This window comes from Brassicibacter mesophilus, assembly GCF_050433385.1.
Classification (GTDB): domain Bacteria; phylum Bacillota; class Clostridia; order Tissierellales; family Proteiniboraceae; genus Brassicibacter; species Brassicibacter mesophilus.
In genome coordinates this window covers 42,950-58,775 of record NZ_JBNPXI010000014.1, presented here as the reverse complement: position 1 = coordinate 58,775, position 15,826 = coordinate 42,950, and the positions used below count along the sequence as shown (strand labels likewise).

The following is a 15,826-nucleotide window of genomic DNA, read 5'->3' as shown; positions in this document are numbered from 1 at the left end:
CCTTAATAATAAATAGTAAAGTCAATAATCCCTCTATTGACTCCCATTTCATGCTCATACTGCTCTGTAATATTATTAATGTCTAAATCCTCAATGTAAATCTGTTGTGTTCCTATGCTTGTCTTAGGCATAGAAATTAATAAATCCTCAACTTTTTTAGTCAAGGACTTCATTTCACTATATTTATTTGCCATAATTGAAAACATATAACTTAAAGCTTCTTTATCTGTGTATCCTTCAAGTGTTTTAGTCTTTCTAGTAGTAATCCTTGTATAAACTAAATAAGGTTTCGACACTCCTTCTGGTGCATTTGTAGGGAATATATGCTCTTCCACTGTTCCATCTGGCTTTGTAGTTGCTGCCAATTCAGATATATTATTTTTTAACTCAAATCTTAGAGCGGTTTCCATCACTTCAACCCACCCTTCGCAATCTCTGCATCTATTTTCTTTTTCATTTCACTTACTATTGTTTTTTCTATTTTACTTACATTGTCAGTTAAACTGTCAGATATAAATCTATAACCGGGAATATATCTCCCATTTTTCGCAAAGAACCCATACTCTTGTGATACTGGATAATAGCCTGTTACCTTACCTTCAGCGCTTTTCTTTTGGAATACATCATTCATAGCTCTATCAAATACTACTCTATAGACTTTCTTTCCTTTAACTCTAGCTTTTTCACCTTTTAATACAATACCTTTTTTAAGTTGTCCAGTATCGTAAGGTGCATTTGCTTTACTGTCTTTCAGCGAGATATTCATACCTTTTCTAGATGAACTTGTTACATGCTTTTGTGGCACTTGTCCTAGTTTTTTCATGGATTTTTGCAGTTCTTTCATACCCTCTATTTTGAATTTTACTTTAGCCATTATTACCACTCGCAAAACCTCTATAGAATTTAATACAGAAGTAAGGATACAAAAACCATTGATGCCACTTTAATTCAAAATTTTTCATAGCTTTAAATACAATAATCGGTATTCCCCATTTTTTAATTCTTACATTAAATTTTAAGTCACCTAAATATTTTAGCTTCATATACTTTGGTAATTTCGCCATTACATCACCTTCTCAGCAGTAATCTCTATCCACTGATTACTAAAGTTGTAGTTGTCTACATATATAATATTATAAATTTCGCCTTTAAAATCGATTTTCATTGTAGTATCTATAACTTTTTTAGTGTAACGTATTAAAAAACTTGTCACTACTTTAGCAAAAGGTGTACTAGCTTGAAATTGTTCTGTACCGCTTTTATTTTTTATGCTCGCCCAACAATCATGAACCTGTGTTTTTGTGTCAACCTGTGTTTTTGTGTCAAGTGGCTCTCCATAATCATCATATCCTGTGCCAGTCTTATATATCTTTATTCTTTGATTTAATCTACCTGGATTCATAACATCACCTACAGTAAATTTTTCGAATGCATGCCTAATATTGTTTTTACGACCATATTTAAATTCTCTTCATTTACTTTAGAATCGTATAAAGCTCTATTATCGTGCATATCTTGGCACAAAATCATAACTACAATATAGAAATCCTCATAATCATCAAGTGTTTTTATCGTGGTATCTTCTGTTGTAATTGGTATTCCAGTATATTCTGAAATGAATTTCTTAGCCACATTTAATAAGTTTGCTAATTCTAACTCGTTATATTCTCCAGTTTCAAGTCTTAAATATTCAGCAATATTATTTACCGTTATTTCGCTTACCTTCATTCTTTTTACCACCTTTCTTAGTGGCTTTTTCTTGCTCTACTTCTTCTACATAGTCAGCTTTTAGAAGGTCTTGGAGTACAACCTTATCGTTGCACTCCTTAACCTCACCTTTATACATAGAAAAAGCACCAGCAAAACTTATTTTTGCTCGTACTAACATCTAATCAACTCCTAAACTGTTGCCATTACTAATTTAGCAATTTTCTGTGCATTTTCAACCTTAGAGTCAAATTCCATCCAACCAACTACACCAATAGCATGTTGTGTTGCAAATTTTTCTCTAAGTACCTCAATATTTACATTCTCAGATAGTTTAACAGCTAAGCCACTCATATCTCCATAGTAAATTGCTGTTTTTCCTGCTGCCATTAATGACATGTTATCAGATGTATAAACATCTTTTCCAAATAAAGTGTATCCCCATCTTGAAGTAGCATCTTTATTTAAGATGTAATTACCATCATTGTCTTTTAATTTTCTGATTGCAGTTCTAGTAGCCTTATTCATAATCCAAATTGCAGGGCCTTGATAAACATCTGGAATACTTTCCTGTAGATCTATTAATTCATCTGTTGTAATAGCTGTTGCACTTGCTGCTGTTACACTTTGTGTTACTGTAGAAAGTCCTAATACTTTATCAGTAGTACCATTTAGTAATTCTTTTTCAATCCATCTAGCAATTGACTCAGCCATTGCGTTTATTACAAATGGAACTATAGCAAATTGTGAATTGTTAATTAATGACTTAGATACTTTGCTTAATGCACCAGCTAAGAATCCTTTTAATTCAATGCTAGTAAATTTACCTGATGTAGATTCTAGGTCTTGAAACTCTGTAGCATAAGCCATTGTAATACTTTGAGTTTCTTCATCATAGTAAGGAATATTTAATGTTCCGCCTACATTGTATCTAGTTGCTAACTGATATATAGGAGATATATCATATACCTTCTTAATAATTTTGTTTGCTATTGATGATGGAATAACTGCTCCATTATCACCAGCTGTTAAGTTAACGTCTGCTCTTTCTTCTACTATTCCACGAATATAATTTGCAAAAGCTCTTTCCTCTGCAACTGCTCTTTCTTCAGATGTTGAATTTTTCTTAACATCTTCGATAATTTCTAGCCCTTTTGCTCTTGCTTCTGCTGCAATAGTTGCATCAATACTCTCAATTTCCTTTTCAAGTTTCTTAAAATTTGTCATTTCTTCTTCTGACATTGCTCTTGTTTCTGCTTTTGCACCTTCAATTATAGATTGCATTTCTGTTACTTTTTCATTTCTTTGCTCTTGTAAAGTCTTAATATCTGCTCTAAATTCAGGTATTCTTTTAATCATATCTACTCATCTCCTTTTAATTGTTTAATTTTGTTTTCATATTCTGAATAATCAATAGTTTGCTTTGATGTTTCATCGACTGTTACAGCATGAAATACATCACCTCTTTGTTCTGTTATCACTTCTTTATCTGCCCTCTGTTCAATAGATGTTCCTATGTAGCAAGGTGACATTCTATTGTCAATAATAGAGACTTCAAATAAGTCTAAATCCTCTACATATCTCCTTGGTATGCTATCAGATCTTTCTTCAATTCTATCTTTGTTAGCAAACATGCCAAAAGACCAACCTTTCAGCTTTTTTTCTTTTGCTTTTTGTATCACTTCCGAATCTGTCACTGTGCAAATTGCTCTTAATCCTATGTTATCTTCAAATAATTCTAAGTTACCTTCTTTAATAGAGCCTAATTTTCTATCCTTATTATGATTTAATAATAAGTCAACATTTTCTGCTCTTTCTAAAGCTTTTTGAAACGCTCTAGGCTCAATCCTTTCTACACATTTTCCTCTAGCTGTTATAATTGGTTTAGAGTCTCTATCAACTGCATTTACATAGCCATCTAGTAATACGGAATCATTACGAATTTCAATCCTCAACATTATCACCACCTTTCAAATCGTCTATTTTGTTTGACCTATCTGTGTTAGGTGTGTAAACTTCCTTAGTCTTAGGATTATATAACACAGAATCAAGCCCTAGCTTAATCCAATCAAGTCCAAGTGCTGGAAGATCTTCCATGTATCTAACTTCATCTATTTGCATGAAATTAGCATCAATAGCTGTCTTGTATGCTTCAAATCTCTCTCTTATATCACCTTTTAGCATTTCTTTAGTATCATATGCAAAATAAAAAGACTTTTTCTCTTTTTCAAGAAGCAAGTCTCTATTTAAAGCACATTCTATTGTTCTTAACACTGGCATTACACCCATTTTAAAACCATTTGTATATTCTTGTGATGTAGCTGTACCTCTTATAATATTCTCAGGAATATTAATTATCTTGCATATTTCAGCTGAATTAGTCTCTTTATTCTCATTTAACTGCATTTCTACACTTGTATTTGAAGCTTCTTGAAAGTCAAGTCCTTCATTAAGTATAACAACATTTTCAGTGTTATTACTGTATAACTGTCTCCAGGCTTCCTTCAATTTGTCCATAGCCTCTTGAGTTAATTTTTTAGGTGATTTAACAAAACCTTTTTTGTTTCCACCTTTCTTCACTAGAGTTTCTTCAAAAATTAATGAATTATAGGCAACACTTAGTATTAGGTTATGTTCTTCTATGATGCTAATACCTTCTGCTCCATCTTTAGTATTCCTTAATATTTTTATAAAATCGTGGGGCCAATAGTTTTGTCCATTTACTAATATTTTGTATGATTTGTAAATAGGGTCAGTATTTTTAATGGTTGACACATAGGTTTCATCTACATAATGTAAGCTTGCAACATTGTTAAAGCTCTTATTTATGTAAGCATAACCACCTTTTCCTAAAAAATAATCTGTTATTAATGCTCTCCAAAATTGTACTGCATCTAAAGTGTCTTTTGTATCATCATTTAATAATGTTACTCTTACATCGCCTTTAACCTCCTCAGCCTTTCCATTATTGTCCTTATAAAGCTTAATAGGTAACATTGATACTGTATCAGCTATAAAATTAATACAACTTTTTAAACTAGGTATATTCAAGGCTTCTTTTTTAGTTACTGTTGTAGTTCCTAATAGAGCTTGTAAAAGTGCAGAATCAATGTTAGGAGTTACTTCATCAGCTCTTTCTTCTTTTTGCCATGGCCATCTCAATTTATCACCACCTTCTTATACAACTTGTACTGCAAAATCATCAACGCCATATAGCATATCTTGCTGTAACAGATACATAGCATTGATTAAACTTACGACCATATCTACTTTACCTTCTGACTTCTTCTTATTTACGTATTTATTTAAGTTAGTGTCTTCTGTACATCTAGAGTTTTGAAAGTTAATTTCTAGCATAAGGTTCTCAAAATACTTAAACATTTTACTTAAAATTAACTCTTTTAATAATTTTGTAGGCATGTGAAGAACGCTTGAATGCTGTTTTATTTCAACGCATTCATGTCCAGCAGCTTCTAGTTTCTGTATTGTGCTAATCGCATTATATCTGTCATATCCAATTTGCACTATTTCTACGCCATATTCTTCTTCAAGCTTTAGTATAAAGCCTTCTATGAATAAATAATCTATTACTTCCCCACCACATTCAAAACATACACCTTGTCTTATTAATCTATCGTAGTCAACACCTTCTTTTTTACTCTTTTGTCTCTTTTTATCCTCAGGGATAAATCCCCATACTTTGCCATAAATAAGCCCTTTATCTTCTGTAATCATAGCTAAAGCTGTATTATCGTCTGATTGTGATAAGTCTAATCCTAACCATACTCTTTTGCCTTTCCAAAACTCTTTATCATCTTTAACTTTGCATTCTCTAACTTTAGTAATTTCAATATATCCTTCAACGCCAAGTCCTTTATACTTAATATTATTATGTTTACAAAGATAGTTTTCTCTTTTGTTTTCATAGTCTATAGCATCTTCACGCATTTCCTTAATTGCTTCAAAGATATACTTGTTTGATACTGCAACAGGATTGCTCTGATATATTACTAGGTCCTCTGTCATCCATTTATCATCAACCAAAAATTCATCATCTGGTTCATATAGTAGAGAGAATCTTCTTTTGCTATCTCTTAACCCATCAAGTGTTTTTTTAGAAATATCTATTTCATCAATCATTCCATTGTTATCATTAGGATATTGAGTACTCAGTATTATTCCTAATTTATTAAATAAAGTTATCTGTGATGATCTCATAGCCTCTATTGGATAACTATCCATAGCACCTGCTTCATCTGCTAGGAATGCATTAGCAAGTTTACCGTCCATCTTATCTTCGCTATATGCTAATGGGGTATACTCGCTGTCTGTTATTAAGCATCTAATTTCACTTCTTAATATCTTAAATACCCCATCATCCGCAAGTGCTGGACTTGATTTTATAATTTTCTTTATCGCAATCTGCAACTCTTTAGATAACTTTAAATCTGGAGCAACAGAGAAAAATCTACTAAACTGTGGATCTGTTAGCATTAAGAGTATAAAAATAACCGCTGCATAAAAAGTCTTAAAATTCTTACGACTAATTAACAATAAAGCGGTTGTATAGTATCTTATATCTCTATTCTTATCATTTTTAAGTTTTGTACATAGTGTTGCAATTATAAGTAACCAGGCATAATCCTCCATTCCCTCATCCATGGGGCAGAGTAAATCAGGATGCACCATAAGTTTTAATAGATTATTTATCCTAGTTACTGTACCTTCATCTACAAATGCTTCTTCATTTTTACCATCTACAATATCTACCCATGATTGAGCTTGTTTTTTTACATACTTACCAACTTTACGATTGCCTTCGCTTAAACACCATTGAGCATATTTATAGGCCCTGCTTTCTCTAATCATTATCCCTTCAATGCCTTTAGTAGTGGGTTTTCACCTTCATCTACTTTTTTAGGTATGCTCCTTAGCGCTGCAGCAATCGTCATTATGTTCTCTTTTTCTATATCTAAAAGCATTTTTCGTTTAGATTGGAGTTGTTTATCTAAGGTAATCATGGTAGTTGACAATTTACCCATGTTTTTAGAGTATTCCAGTAGGAAAGATGATTTTTCATCAGAGTCCATGTTTAAAGTAACTTCATCATATTCATCTTTAAGTTCTTGAATTAGGTTGTATAGTTCTTCTCTTCTTTCATCAAACACGGCACATTCAGCTTGAATCATGCAGTACCTGTTGATGACCGGTTCGTAGATTGCATCGTTTTTTTCGATATTTTTTAATAATTTATTAAGCCTTAAAAACTCTTTATGTGCTACTGGATTATCTCTTACCGCTGGTCGTTCCTTTAATGCTACACCAGTGGTAAGAGCTTTCTCTCCTTCTTCTCTTTGCTTTAATTCTTTTTTAGTTCTATGTGATTTTCCTTCTGCTTTTAATACTGTAAATGGTTTTGGTGGTGTTGGCATTAATTTCACTTCCTTTCAAAAGCTGATGTGGGAATAAATTATGCAGCGATATGGACACGTGGTATCCACGAGCTTCATTTTTTTAACATTGAACCCCTGGGGGGATACTGTTTCAGTTTTCGATTATTATACCTATTTCAAATGGATATTCCTTTGCTAACCCACAATGTTCTCCAAACTTTTCCATCAAACTCCATAGTTGTGTTTCATAATATCCATCTTCATCTAGTTTTAGTTCAAATGAATTACCTTTGCCACCATTCTCTTTGATTCTTTTATTTAATTCATCATGCCTTTTCTTCAACAACATAATTCCATAATCGGTTAGTTTTACTTTTACTTTGTCATTCATATTAATTTTAACTTTCATTTTACCCCTCACCTTTCTAATACTCATAACCATATTGTTCTTGTAGAATACTTTGTAAGTACTCTCTACTTATCTCTCCACTCTCTGCCTTCTCATGATACTCTTCAGATAATGTAATTAAATTGCTATCATCTAATTTTAAGTCCCAATCTTCTTCTATTGGTATTATGTGATGTACTTCTAAATCTGTATAGATATATCTAGGTGGATTCTCTCTTATAGCTAATTGACATAGATAATTATCTCTTTCTGCTATATCATTTCTTTTCTCTCTCCACCTTCTAGACCATCTAAACTTATTAGTATCATTATTTGGTTTCTTTCTCTTGGGTTTCATCCCACAATCATATTTCTTTTCATGTATTCTTCCACAATACTTACAACTCTTTAACATATTGCCACCTACTTAAATAAATTCAGTGCTACATATGTTATTATTGGGATATAAAGCATTACACCTACAACTCTTATCGCACCTTTGTTTTTGTTATCAGATATCATAAGCATTATTACTGTAATTAAGAATATAAAACTATACCACCCTAGTATTTTCACTTTCTCCACCTCGTTTGAACTATTCTCTTTCCCTTACGTTTATAGCTATCATGTGCCATAAGTTCTTTTGAACACTCATATTTACCATCTATGTATAAGTCTATATCTTCACATTCCTTTACTTGCGGACACTCTGAGCATAGAATCTCTGATGCACAGACTATTTTATTGTTATGAAATTTAACTTTACATCTATGCTTCTCCATGCTCTCAACTCCTTGTTAAATAGTTTAGGTAGAACCATTATTTTATAAAGCACGTTCACTTATTGGCTACTTTTCGCCTGCGATACACAAGCCCCATATCATAAACTTTCAGCCACCTAAAAAGCCTAAAAAGACGGTTCCTACTTGACCCGAAGGCGTATATATAAATATACTTAGTCGCACCGTCACGCAGGTTCGTAGGTATTAAGCAACAAGACGCCTGCTACAATTTGATTTGATATAAAAAACACCTTCTCAGCAGAAAGGGGGAACAAACTGCTTTGAAGATGTTCTTTATTGTAATGTATTCCTTTGATTATAAGAAGAATTAGAATAATAAGCCTTTATTTTTTATATTATTCTACAATACCATTTTATCATGGTTGTTTTTCACTTTCAGTATACTTTTGGTATACTCTTCCTATCTTAGCAGATTTCTTCTTTGCATATATTTCGCTTATGTGTAATTCTTCTGCTATCTCGTTTAATGTCTTACCCTCTATAAACCTTTTATAAGCTATTTTATATTCTAGCCCTTCTAGATGTTCAATCTTATTAAGTATTTGTCTTTGAGTCTCCCTCTTGTCCTCAAGTATAGCTTGTATTATTGCTGTTTCATTATCTATCTTATGTTTTCTATCCATATACATATCTAGTGCTATTTTATTGAACTCTATTCTTCTTAGTGCGTAATCTTCTCTTTGTAAGTCATCTAATCTATTTTCATACATTTCTATTTCTCTAAGTAAATCTTGATATGTGCCTATAAGCTTCATCTAGTCACCTCGCTTATACTAATTCTATTCTCTATCTATAAAATCTGCATGTATATTCAATGCTAATGCTACTATAAAAACACCTACTGCCATTCCGAATACAAATACAGCTAACATATCTTTCGCCCCCTGTACTTGCTTTCTAAGCCATGCTTACAGCTTGTACATAGTTTTATATCAACACCCTTATATTTTGCGTTTATGGTCAATTCTCCGCACTCTGGACATATTTCTTTTTGGTGTATTGCTTTGTATATAGTAAATTGCTTTTTATTCATTTTAAATAAACAATATTTTTTCTTAATTTCGTCACATTTACAATTAGGTCGGTAACACTTTGACATTGTTTACCCTCCTTTGCTATAGAGTAACTGGAGCCACACCACCCTATAGCATGTATTTACCGAAAATAAATAACACTCTATGCCCCAAAGTTTATTCTTTGTAAATTATTCCGTAAACGTGATACTTCTTTTCAAAACTATCTCTTCCTTCATTGTGTACTGCATCAACTGCAAACATATGATGTTTTTCGCATAAAGCAATTTTCCTATGATTACTATCATCGATTTTTTTTCGGTTATTTCCCATCCCTACAGCATCCCAATGATGTATCTCTGCTTTACCTCCACATATACAGCATTTCTTGTACTTGATACACAACCAAAGATACTTTCCAATATCATCTGTTCTATCTAGTCCAGAATCTAGTATAGGTATATCCCACTGAAAACAAAATTCAATTAAATAGTTTATGAATAATCTTGCAGTTGTTATACTACAGTCTGAAAGCGAAAAATAATTTTCTCCGCTTTCAATCATGTAGTTGTACTTCATCAATTCCTTGAGTTCCTCAGGCATATGTCCTGTATAATTAGCTATATCTCGAATAGTTGCATATACTTTTTTCCTTTGCTCTGCTGATATGGTCCTGTTATCATCTATCCTTATTTCTGAATTAATTATATTGCCACTTCTTATTCTTAGTATCTTATCTTGCACTTGCTCTCCTGGTATTAGTAGTTTTAGATGTGTTCCTTTGTCATCTTCCTTTATTCCTAATATTTTGCTGTGGTAATGCATCTATACCACCTCGCTTTACTCCTCTGCATGTAATCTTTCTAAATCATAAATATTTATCTGCGGATCTTTCACTGGAACCGCAATATACTGCCCATCTTCAAATTTAACCTCTCTTTCCTCTGCATAGACTCCTTCTTGCTTATACTGTTTCTTCAATGTTGTAGTAACTTTATGTTCAAATTTAGGTTTTCTGTATTTATATAACTCGCTTACCATTTCGCCATGCTCATTGACTTTAGGAAATTCCTTGTAGCCATCTGGTATTTCTAAAGTTAATTTCAAGGAAATTTCTCCTGCTTCAAACTCTTGGTCATATACCTTATCAATACATCTTTGAATTTCTTTATTTAAGTCATATAACATGCATTTAAATATTGGGCTCTCGATATTTATATCTAATACTTTCTTTGATAAATCTATGTTTTCACTTATTTTTTTCACAATAGTTCCCCCTCTTAAATAATTTCTGATATTTCGACTTCAACTCTCGGATTCTCACTATAGAGCTTTGATACTCTTAAATCTATTACTTGCTTGTCATCATCAAACGCTATGTTATTTAAACTGTCTAGTATTATCTTTGCTATATTGTCTGTGTCAGGCTTTTTAGTAGGCCTTATTTCACCCGTTATCATTTCTTTTCTTTTTTTCTTACTTGTGCTCTTAGGGATAGAAAAGTATGCTGTTATCTCTGCTTTAATTTGCCCTGTAAGCTTTTTATCTCTATGTGTAATGCAATAGCATTGTTTAACCCAATTTTCGTATTCTACAGTCTGTTTAGGCGTATATGCTATGCCTTGCTTTGTCATTCTTGGTCTTGCTTTTGCCTTTGGTTCTCCTGGTATTTCAAAACTAATCTTGTTTACCATTTTTACCTCCTGTATACTTAAGATGTGTGTGCTTTGTGGAGTATCCGACCGAGTCGCCAAACTTTAGAAGGATACCCCTTAGCACATGCCCTAATCCTCTTTTATCGTTAATAACTTCTTAAACTTCCAACCTCTCTCTAATAGTTTTTTGATGTGATTCGCATTAGCTTTTTTTACTATTCTTTTATCTATCTTCTCTAGCTTGTCCAGTATTCCGATACAAACCTCTATATTGTCTAGTGCTTCTTCAGCTATATGTAATAGTTGTTTTTCTGTTATATTTTCATAATAACTTAGTGCTTCTATTGCATCATAAAGCTCTAGACTTTCTTCTTCTACTTTATCCATGTGTTCTTCCCATTTATCGTCTTTCTGTAGAACTGGTAGTTTCAATTCCACTTCATTACCCCCTTATCATCTCTATACAATTTGCTTTTAGATGTTCGTGTTTCGCTATCTTTATTAATTCATTTAGCTTGTTTCTTTCATTTGATACTTCTGTTTCTATTATCTCTGCATTATTAGTTTGTTTGTTTTTTTCTAAGTTCTTAATCTTAGCTATAGTCATTTTAATTTCATGCATTAGTGTATTCATAATCTCATTACACCTCTTTTCGTTCTCATTCTGTTGTATGCTCCACCTTCTCCTATCATGTAGTGCTTATATTCATCTTTTGTTTTTAAAGAGTCAAGCTTGTCCTTGTGTTCCTTGTAACTTCTGCAATAAGCGTGACAACCTACTCTTCTGTATTCGCAATCTAAACAAGGTCCTTTCATGGCTTGTCCCTCCTAAGCTTATAGTTAGCGTTTATTTACAATCTCGCATAGCTTACAAGTCTGACAAGAAGTAAAAATTTCATTTTTACGATTTCTTTTACCTCTGCATAAAATGTTAGTATCATTAGGTATAAAGCATAGTGGTTTTTCTGTCTTTTTCTCTTCTCCAAATTCTTCTTCAAAATATTTATTTAATTTGTTTTCTGATTCTATTAGTTCCTTATCAGATAAATTTGTATAGAATTTCATAATATTTTCTCCTTTCTTCGATAATTGTAAATTTAGTCCTTATTCTTCTATTACAACAAACTCACTTTCTTCATATTCATATCCTTGGTTATCTATATTAGGATTATTAAAATCTTCCTCGCCTGCTTCAACTGCTAAAGGACAGCTCCAACTATAGCATTTACCAATTTCTTCTCCTGTTTGTTTGTTTATATCAGTTTCAATTTGTTCAGGATGTTTGCAGTTATAACCATTGTTACAACTAAAATTATCTTCTAAGTATGCGTTGTAAAAATATCCGCATTCGTTAGCAAAAACATTTATAGATTCTATTTTCATTGACATATAATTTCTCCTTCCTTACTAACCCTTAATTTAGTTTATTGTTGCTCTATACATTCTTTTATATATCCTTCAAATGCACATTCACTTGTTATGCAGTCATTGCATTTCTTATCTTTACACCAGTTAATACATTCATTACACATATAGATAGTGTAAACAGTTCCTTCATCTGCTACAGTTTGAGAATATATCTCCGTACCTTTTGGTATTGTTTTTCTACAACCATGACATCTATGTTCTTTTCTAGTTTTTACTTTGCCATCCCTTAAAATATTCATATTTCATTCCCCTTTCTTATTCACATAGACTAACCCTCAAGTTAACAATCAGCTAATTTATTAATATTGTTTTGCAAATCTTTTAACACTAGCAACCTGCAAAATTCACCACATTGCCAAACGTCCATCACTGTTAAAAGATATTTATTCCCTTCCACTTTCAAGCTGCACCTTTTTTGATTGTTTTCCTTCTTCTCTTTCAATAATTTGTATCATCACTCAACCCCCTTATAACTACTTAATTCCGTATTTTTCTTTTAGCCATTCAGCCATGTTAGTAAAGTCTTCTAATAATTCTTTTTCTCTTTTTAAATCTTCTTCCGTTGCTCCTTCTCTTTGTATGTAATGCTGTAAAGCGTGTTTAATAATTTGAACTTTTGTATATTTGGTTATGTTACTCAGCCTCCTTATTTATCATATCCATATGGTGCAAGTACATTTACAGTAACGTAACTATCTCCTACTTTATTAACGTTATGAATAACTTCATCTACCAAAAATTTATTTCCTTTGCATCTTATTTTTTCACCAATTCTCGGTATAGAGCACGAATTGTATTCGGTGATAGTTTTATCGTTGTGCTTAACAGATATAAGTGTTAAAACATCATATTTATTCATCACTCAACCTCCTCAAAATATCTTTTAATTGTACTTTCTAACAGTTCTCTGTCTTGATGTTCAAAAGCTACGCTTGCATTTTCGATTAAATAATCTGCAAAATCTTCGGTATTAACTTTTAATTTCTCTGCTAATTCACGATTTTGCTCTGAAAGTTCAACATACTTATTTATTAAACTGTTAAATCTTTCATGTTCTAGTTTTACTAAATAATTTCTAAGGTGTTTGTTATCTGCTATCAGTGCTTTTATTTCTTCTGGACTTAGTTTTGTATCTTCATAATCTGCAAGCTTTTGAAATATTGCATATAATCCTTCTAATATCGGTTTCGAACCTTCGATTTCTTGGTCAGCTTTGCTTAACTTATCCGCTACTGCCATATAAGCAATTCCTTTTTTAGTTCTTTTAGTTAACCTTTCGTTCACTCTATTCCCTCACTTTCGCATCTTTTATCTTCGCTTATATTAATTATCTCTAGTTTGCAAAATCCGTTTTTATTGTATTTGCAACTATAGTTGTCGCATCTAACTAAGTTCACTCCAACCCCTCACTTTCTAATCATTTTTATAACTACAATATTCAACTGTTACAATTCTTTCATAAGTAAATTCATGTTCGCACTCTTCGCAATACATTTCATTATCGCTATCGTCATATTCCCAACTATCCAAAAACTTATGTCCACAATAAGGACAAACAATTTCACTTGTATATTTACAATATATTTTTTTATCTTTCATAATCTCACCTCTCCGCAAAGTCTTATTTTAGTTACGTTACCCTACATAATCCTCAAATTTCTCACAACTTCTAAAAATAAACTTGTTATTAACCCATCTTTGTAATCTTAGTATTTTGTGTCCTTTAGGAAGTTTGTGCTTATCAAATATCATGATGTACGGATCATAACCTAGTTGTTTTAGTTTATAGACTCTGTATAAATCAAATTCAAAATCAGTTTCATAGTTTGTTAGTACATACACTCTTAATTTTCTAAAGTCTATATTAGTTACTCTTTTGAAACTATCTAGGTTCTTAATAATTAATTCTGATTGATTAGGTCTATCCCAAGCGAAATGAAGCATTTTTATTTTTATTTGTATTAGTTTATCTATTACTAAATCATCCATAAACCTAATATCTAATCCTTGATTAAAGTTAACCCAAGCTTTAGAGTCTATTAATTGCTCTAAAATATCTAATCTATCTGTCTTACAAGCAAGTAAGTTTGGATCACAAAGTTCAATATTCTTTTGTCCGTTAAAGAAATTATCTAAATTGCCTACTTTGTAACTTGTTAATCCTTCCTTTTTACCCACTATGCAAAATGGACAACTTCTAGGGCAACCTCTTGTTGTAAAACCGTATGCAGTATCTTTAGTGTTGTAAAGAGAATAATCTGGAAACATATTTTCTATTTCATCAGGTAATTTATTTTTTAAGTCATATCCTGTTCCGCCTTGAATAACTTTATCTGCGTTGATGCAAGTTAGATCATCATCAGTAAATGTAAATACCTTTGATTTATAAGCTATGTCATATTTTTTAAAATGATTTATCCATTCAACCGCATCACCTTTGCTCTTATGATAAGCTGATATTTTCATCAATGCTAAGTTGGGGAAATTATGACCATCTACATCAAGCAATCCTATTTTCAATTCGTCACCCCTTTTACGTTAAAATCTTAGTTATCATAATGTTTTTCTATATCCGCTATAGTTTGTAGTATCGGATATACTTGCTGTGGTACTACTGCATTCCCTAAACACTTAAGTCTGTCCACTTGATTGGGAATCCCATTATAATTTCTACATAGTTTGGGTTGATATATTGTGGATCGTTCTCTCCATTCCTCAACGCTTCTTGTGGAAAGCTTCCCCTGTAATGTTTCGAACCCTTGTATCGTGTCTTTGCAGCTCCCCTCCACATACTCGCTGTTGGTGTTGGTAGCTCCTGTAATACTTGACCTAAGTTCTTGCTGTGCCGACTTCCTTCTTTCCTCTGAGAACTCTTTAAATTGCTTACCCATGTATCTGAGGCTACCGGAGTAGACAATGATAAATACCCTTTCCCTTTGATGAATCGCACCGACTGCTGATGCTGGAAAGCTACACCATCCGACATTGTACCCCACTTCGGCCAAATCATTGAGAACTCTTCCAAAGAACCGTCCATCTTCGCTTGACAATAACCCAGGTACATTTTCGCCCAAAAACCATCTTGGTTTAATTTCGCTAATGAGTCGTGCAACTTCGCCCCACAAATCACGTTCATCATCAGAAGCTCTACGTTTACCTGCAAGACTATGCGGTTGACAAGGAAATCCTCCACTAAGCAAGGTGATGTTTTCAATTCCTCTTTCTCGAATAGACTCAATTGTGACATTTCTTACATCCCTCCATCTGTTTACATTAGGCCAGTGTTTTTCTAGTACCTTAGTTTGATAATCTTCCCACTCTACTTGGCCTACAGTTTCAAACCCTGCCCATTCAGCTGCTAAATCTATCCCACCTATTCCAGTAAATAAACTAAAATGTGTTAATCTCATGTCTGCCCCCTTCCTCGCTAAGTACAACT

33 protein-coding genes are annotated in these 15,826 nt (G+C 32.5%); all 33 read right to left on the bottom strand.

The features are described from left to right. Positions 1-2 precede the first annotated feature (2 nt). Positions 3-410 (bottom strand): tail completion protein gp17, encoded by a 408-nt coding sequence (gene gp17, locus HNR33_RS14505; protein WP_429084606.1) that lies wholly within the window; start codon positions 408-410, stop codon positions 3-5. Further along, entirely contained in the window at positions 410-874 is a 465-nt protein-coding gene (locus HNR33_RS14500) for an HK97 gp10 family phage protein (protein WP_429084604.1), read from the bottom strand. The genes gp17 and HNR33_RS14500 overlap by 1 nt, the downstream gene beginning before the upstream one ends. After that, positions 867-1,064, bottom strand: a complete 198-nt coding sequence (locus HNR33_RS14495) for a hypothetical protein (protein ID WP_429084603.1) — start codon at positions 1,062-1,064, stop codon at positions 867-869. The genes HNR33_RS14500 and HNR33_RS14495 overlap by 8 nt, the downstream gene beginning before the upstream one ends. Further along, on the bottom strand, positions 1,064-1,402 hold the full coding sequence (locus HNR33_RS14490) for a phage head closure protein (protein ID WP_429084601.1): 339 nt from the start codon (positions 1,400-1,402) through the stop codon (positions 1,064-1,066). The genes HNR33_RS14495 and HNR33_RS14490 overlap by 1 nt, the downstream gene beginning before the upstream one ends. A gap of 8 nt (positions 1,403-1,410) precedes the next feature. Beyond that, entirely contained in the window at positions 1,411-1,728 is a 318-nt protein-coding gene (locus HNR33_RS14485; RefSeq protein WP_429084599.1) for a head-tail connector protein, read from the bottom strand. Then, positions 1,700-1,888 (bottom strand): hypothetical protein, encoded by a 189-nt coding sequence (locus tag HNR33_RS14480; RefSeq protein ID WP_429084597.1) that lies wholly within the window; start codon positions 1,886-1,888, stop codon positions 1,700-1,702. The genes HNR33_RS14485 and HNR33_RS14480 overlap by 29 nt, the downstream gene beginning before the upstream one ends. 11 nt (positions 1,889-1,899) lie before the next feature. Then, complete coding sequence (locus tag HNR33_RS14475) at positions 1,900-3,066, bottom strand: phage major capsid protein (RefSeq protein ID WP_429084595.1); 1,167 nt, start codon at positions 3,064-3,066, stop codon at positions 1,900-1,902. A 2-nt stretch (positions 3,067-3,068) separates the two neighbouring features. Then, positions 3,069-3,662: an HK97 family phage prohead protease gene (locus tag HNR33_RS14470; RefSeq protein WP_429084593.1), complete on the bottom strand. Its 594-nt coding sequence runs from the start codon at positions 3,660-3,662 to the stop codon at positions 3,069-3,071. Further along, entirely contained in the window at positions 3,652-4,869 is a 1,218-nt protein-coding gene (locus HNR33_RS14465; protein WP_429084591.1) for a phage portal protein, read from the bottom strand. Before HNR33_RS14465 ends, HNR33_RS14470 begins: the two co-directional genes overlap by 11 nt. A 15-nt stretch (positions 4,870-4,884) precedes the next feature. After that, positions 4,885-6,576: a terminase TerL endonuclease subunit gene (locus HNR33_RS14460; RefSeq protein WP_429084589.1), complete on the bottom strand. Its 1,692-nt coding sequence runs from the start codon at positions 6,574-6,576 to the stop codon at positions 4,885-4,887. Beyond that, on the bottom strand, positions 6,576-7,139 hold the full coding sequence (locus tag HNR33_RS14455; RefSeq protein ID WP_429084587.1) for a hypothetical protein: 564 nt from the start codon (positions 7,137-7,139) through the stop codon (positions 6,576-6,578). Before HNR33_RS14455 ends, HNR33_RS14460 begins: the two co-directional genes overlap by 1 nt. A gap of 112 nt (positions 7,140-7,251) precedes the next feature. After that, positions 7,252-7,509: a hypothetical protein gene (locus tag HNR33_RS14450; RefSeq protein WP_429084585.1), complete on the bottom strand. Its 258-nt coding sequence runs from the start codon at positions 7,507-7,509 to the stop codon at positions 7,252-7,254. Between the two features lie 16 nt (positions 7,510-7,525). Further along, complete coding sequence (locus HNR33_RS14445; RefSeq protein WP_429084583.1) at positions 7,526-7,903, bottom strand: HNH endonuclease; 378 nt, start codon at positions 7,901-7,903, stop codon at positions 7,526-7,528. Between the two features lie 8 nt (positions 7,904-7,911). Beyond that, a complete protein-coding gene (locus HNR33_RS14440; protein ID WP_429084582.1) occupies positions 7,912-8,064 on the bottom strand; it encodes a hypothetical protein in 153 nt (50 codons plus the stop codon). Beyond that, entirely contained in the window at positions 8,061-8,270 is a 210-nt protein-coding gene (locus HNR33_RS14435) for a hypothetical protein (protein WP_429084580.1), read from the bottom strand. Before HNR33_RS14435 ends, HNR33_RS14440 begins: the two co-directional genes overlap by 4 nt. 377 nt (positions 8,271-8,647) lie before the next feature. Then, positions 8,648-9,046 (bottom strand): hypothetical protein, encoded by a 399-nt coding sequence (locus HNR33_RS14430; RefSeq protein WP_429084578.1) that lies wholly within the window; start codon positions 9,044-9,046, stop codon positions 8,648-8,650. A gap of 110 nt (positions 9,047-9,156) precedes the next feature. Then, the gene (locus tag HNR33_RS14425) at positions 9,157-9,390 is read right to left on the bottom strand and encodes a hypothetical protein (protein WP_429084576.1); all 234 of its coding nucleotides are present in this window, start codon (positions 9,388-9,390) and stop codon (positions 9,157-9,159) included. A gap of 91 nt (positions 9,391-9,481) precedes the next feature. Further along, on the bottom strand, positions 9,482-10,129 hold the full coding sequence (locus HNR33_RS14420; RefSeq protein WP_429084574.1) for a putative HNHc nuclease: 648 nt from the start codon (positions 10,127-10,129) through the stop codon (positions 9,482-9,484). 15 nt (positions 10,130-10,144) lie between these two features. Continuing rightward, complete coding sequence (locus HNR33_RS14415) at positions 10,145-10,570, bottom strand: hypothetical protein (protein WP_429084573.1); 426 nt, start codon at positions 10,568-10,570, stop codon at positions 10,145-10,147. A 14-nt stretch (positions 10,571-10,584) separates the two neighbouring features. Further along, a complete protein-coding gene (locus HNR33_RS14410) occupies positions 10,585-10,998 on the bottom strand; it encodes a RusA family crossover junction endodeoxyribonuclease (RefSeq protein WP_429084571.1) in 414 nt (137 codons plus the stop codon). Between the two features lie 90 nt (positions 10,999-11,088). Then, positions 11,089-11,397, bottom strand: coding sequence for a hypothetical protein (locus HNR33_RS14405; RefSeq protein ID WP_429084569.1), 309 nt, complete (start codon positions 11,395-11,397; stop codon positions 11,089-11,091). A gap of 4 nt (positions 11,398-11,401) precedes the next feature. Next, the gene (locus HNR33_RS14400; RefSeq protein WP_429084567.1) at positions 11,402-11,593 is read right to left on the bottom strand and encodes a hypothetical protein; all 192 of its coding nucleotides are present in this window, start codon (positions 11,591-11,593) and stop codon (positions 11,402-11,404) included. Next, positions 11,590-11,775 (bottom strand): hypothetical protein, encoded by a 186-nt coding sequence (locus HNR33_RS14395; protein WP_429084566.1) that lies wholly within the window; start codon positions 11,773-11,775, stop codon positions 11,590-11,592. The genes HNR33_RS14400 and HNR33_RS14395 overlap by 4 nt, the downstream gene beginning before the upstream one ends. A gap of 24 nt (positions 11,776-11,799) precedes the next feature. Next, the gene (locus tag HNR33_RS14390) at positions 11,800-12,024 is read right to left on the bottom strand and encodes a hypothetical protein (RefSeq protein WP_429084564.1); all 225 of its coding nucleotides are present in this window, start codon (positions 12,022-12,024) and stop codon (positions 11,800-11,802) included. A 39-nt stretch (positions 12,025-12,063) separates the two neighbouring features. Next, on the bottom strand, positions 12,064-12,348 hold the full coding sequence (locus HNR33_RS14385; protein ID WP_429084562.1) for a hypothetical protein: 285 nt from the start codon (positions 12,346-12,348) through the stop codon (positions 12,064-12,066). 35 nt (positions 12,349-12,383) lie between these two features. Further along, positions 12,384-12,626: a hypothetical protein gene (locus HNR33_RS14380; protein ID WP_429084560.1), complete on the bottom strand. Its 243-nt coding sequence runs from the start codon at positions 12,624-12,626 to the stop codon at positions 12,384-12,386. A gap of 41 nt (positions 12,627-12,667) precedes the next feature. Next, the gene (locus tag HNR33_RS14375) at positions 12,668-12,829 is read right to left on the bottom strand and encodes a hypothetical protein (protein WP_429084558.1); all 162 of its coding nucleotides are present in this window, start codon (positions 12,827-12,829) and stop codon (positions 12,668-12,670) included. Positions 12,830-13,033: 204 nt separating this feature from the next. Beyond that, the gene (locus HNR33_RS14370) at positions 13,034-13,246 is read right to left on the bottom strand and encodes a hypothetical protein (protein WP_429084556.1); all 213 of its coding nucleotides are present in this window, start codon (positions 13,244-13,246) and stop codon (positions 13,034-13,036) included. Next, complete coding sequence (locus HNR33_RS14365; protein WP_429084554.1) at positions 13,246-13,671, bottom strand: hypothetical protein; 426 nt, start codon at positions 13,669-13,671, stop codon at positions 13,246-13,248. Before HNR33_RS14365 ends, HNR33_RS14370 begins: the two co-directional genes overlap by 1 nt. Continuing rightward, positions 13,668-13,784: a DUF1540 domain-containing protein gene (locus tag HNR33_RS14360; RefSeq protein WP_429084552.1), complete on the bottom strand. Its 117-nt coding sequence runs from the start codon at positions 13,782-13,784 to the stop codon at positions 13,668-13,670. The genes HNR33_RS14365 and HNR33_RS14360 overlap by 4 nt, the downstream gene beginning before the upstream one ends. A gap of 16 nt (positions 13,785-13,800) precedes the next feature. Beyond that, positions 13,801-13,986, bottom strand: coding sequence for a hypothetical protein (locus HNR33_RS14355; protein ID WP_429084550.1), 186 nt, complete (start codon positions 13,984-13,986; stop codon positions 13,801-13,803). Between the two features lie 36 nt (positions 13,987-14,022). After that, entirely contained in the window at positions 14,023-14,907 is an 885-nt protein-coding gene (locus HNR33_RS14350; RefSeq protein ID WP_429084548.1) for a radical SAM protein, read from the bottom strand. 26 nt (positions 14,908-14,933) lie between these two features. After that, entirely contained in the window at positions 14,934-15,797 is an 864-nt protein-coding gene (locus tag HNR33_RS14345) for a DNA cytosine methyltransferase (RefSeq protein ID WP_429084546.1), read from the bottom strand. Between the last annotated feature and the right edge of the window lie 29 nt (positions 15,798-15,826).

Bases quoted from the DNA above. Each gene is read 5' to 3' on its own strand.
- HNR33_RS14390 (WP_429084564.1), bottom strand. From the start codon at position 12,024: ATGAAATTCTATACAAATTTATCTGATAAGGAACTAATAGAATCAGAA.
- HNR33_RS14490 (WP_429084601.1), bottom strand. From the start codon at position 1,402: ATGAATCCAGGTAGATTAAATCAAAGAATAAAGATATATAAGACTGGC.
- HNR33_RS14475 (WP_429084595.1), bottom strand. From the start codon at position 3,066: ATGATTAAAAGAATACCTGAATTTAGAGCAGATATTAAGACTTTACAA.
- HNR33_RS14435 (WP_429084580.1), bottom strand. From the start codon at position 8,270: ATGGAGAAGCATAGATGTAAAGTTAAATTTCATAACAATAAAATAGTC.
- HNR33_RS14455 (WP_429084587.1), bottom strand. From the start codon at position 7,139: ATGCCAACACCACCAAAACCATTTACAGTATTAAAAGCAGAAGGAAAA.
- HNR33_RS14495 (WP_429084603.1), bottom strand. From the start codon at position 1,064: ATGGCGAAATTACCAAAGTATATGAAGCTAAAATATTTAGGTGACTTA.
- HNR33_RS14395 (WP_429084566.1), bottom strand. From the start codon at position 11,775: ATGAAAGGACCTTGTTTAGATTGCGAATACAGAAGAGTAGGTTGTCAC.
- HNR33_RS14370 (WP_429084556.1), bottom strand. From the start codon at position 13,246: ATGAATAAATATGATGTTTTAACACTTATATCTGTTAAGCACAACGAT.
- HNR33_RS14355 (WP_429084550.1), bottom strand. From the start codon at position 13,986: ATGAAAGATAAAAAAATATATTGTAAATATACAAGTGAAATTGTTTGT.
- HNR33_RS14425 (WP_429084576.1), bottom strand. From the start codon at position 9,390: ATGTCAAAGTGTTACCGACCTAATTGTAAATGTGACGAAATTAAGAAA.
- HNR33_RS14500 (WP_429084604.1), bottom strand. From the start codon at position 874: ATGGCTAAAGTAAAATTCAAAATAGAGGGTATGAAAGAACTGCAAAAA.
- HNR33_RS14420 (WP_429084574.1), bottom strand. From the start codon at position 10,129: ATGCATTACCACAGCAAAATATTAGGAATAAAGGAAGATGACAAAGGA.
- HNR33_RS14430 (WP_429084578.1), bottom strand. From the start codon at position 9,046: ATGAAGCTTATAGGCACATATCAAGATTTACTTAGAGAAATAGAAATG.
- HNR33_RS14400 (WP_429084567.1), bottom strand. From the start codon at position 11,593: ATGAATACACTAATGCATGAAATTAAAATGACTATAGCTAAGATTAAG.
- HNR33_RS14410 (WP_429084571.1), bottom strand. From the start codon at position 10,998: ATGGTAAACAAGATTAGTTTTGAAATACCAGGAGAACCAAAGGCAAAA.
- HNR33_RS14480 (WP_429084597.1), bottom strand. From the start codon at position 1,888: ATGTTAGTACGAGCAAAAATAAGTTTTGCTGGTGCTTTTTCTATGTAT.
- HNR33_RS14450 (WP_429084585.1), bottom strand. From the start codon at position 7,509: ATGAAAGTTAAAATTAATATGAATGACAAAGTAAAAGTAAAACTAACC.
- HNR33_RS14445 (WP_429084583.1), bottom strand. From the start codon at position 7,903: ATGTTAAAGAGTTGTAAGTATTGTGGAAGAATACATGAAAAGAAATAT.
- HNR33_RS14385 (WP_429084562.1), bottom strand. From the start codon at position 12,348: ATGTCAATGAAAATAGAATCTATAAATGTTTTTGCTAACGAATGCGGA.
- HNR33_RS14345 (WP_429084546.1), bottom strand. From the start codon at position 15,797: ATGAGATTAACACATTTTAGTTTATTTACTGGAATAGGTGGGATAGAT.
- gp17 (WP_429084606.1), bottom strand. From the start codon at position 410: ATGGAAACCGCTCTAAGATTTGAGTTAAAAAATAATATATCTGAATTG.
- HNR33_RS14380 (WP_429084560.1), bottom strand. From the start codon at position 12,626: ATGAATATTTTAAGGGATGGCAAAGTAAAAACTAGAAAAGAACATAGA.
- HNR33_RS14485 (WP_429084599.1), bottom strand. From the start codon at position 1,728: ATGAAGGTAAGCGAAATAACGGTAAATAATATTGCTGAATATTTAAGA.
- HNR33_RS14460 (WP_429084589.1), bottom strand. From the start codon at position 6,576: ATGATTAGAGAAAGCAGGGCCTATAAATATGCTCAATGGTGTTTAAGC.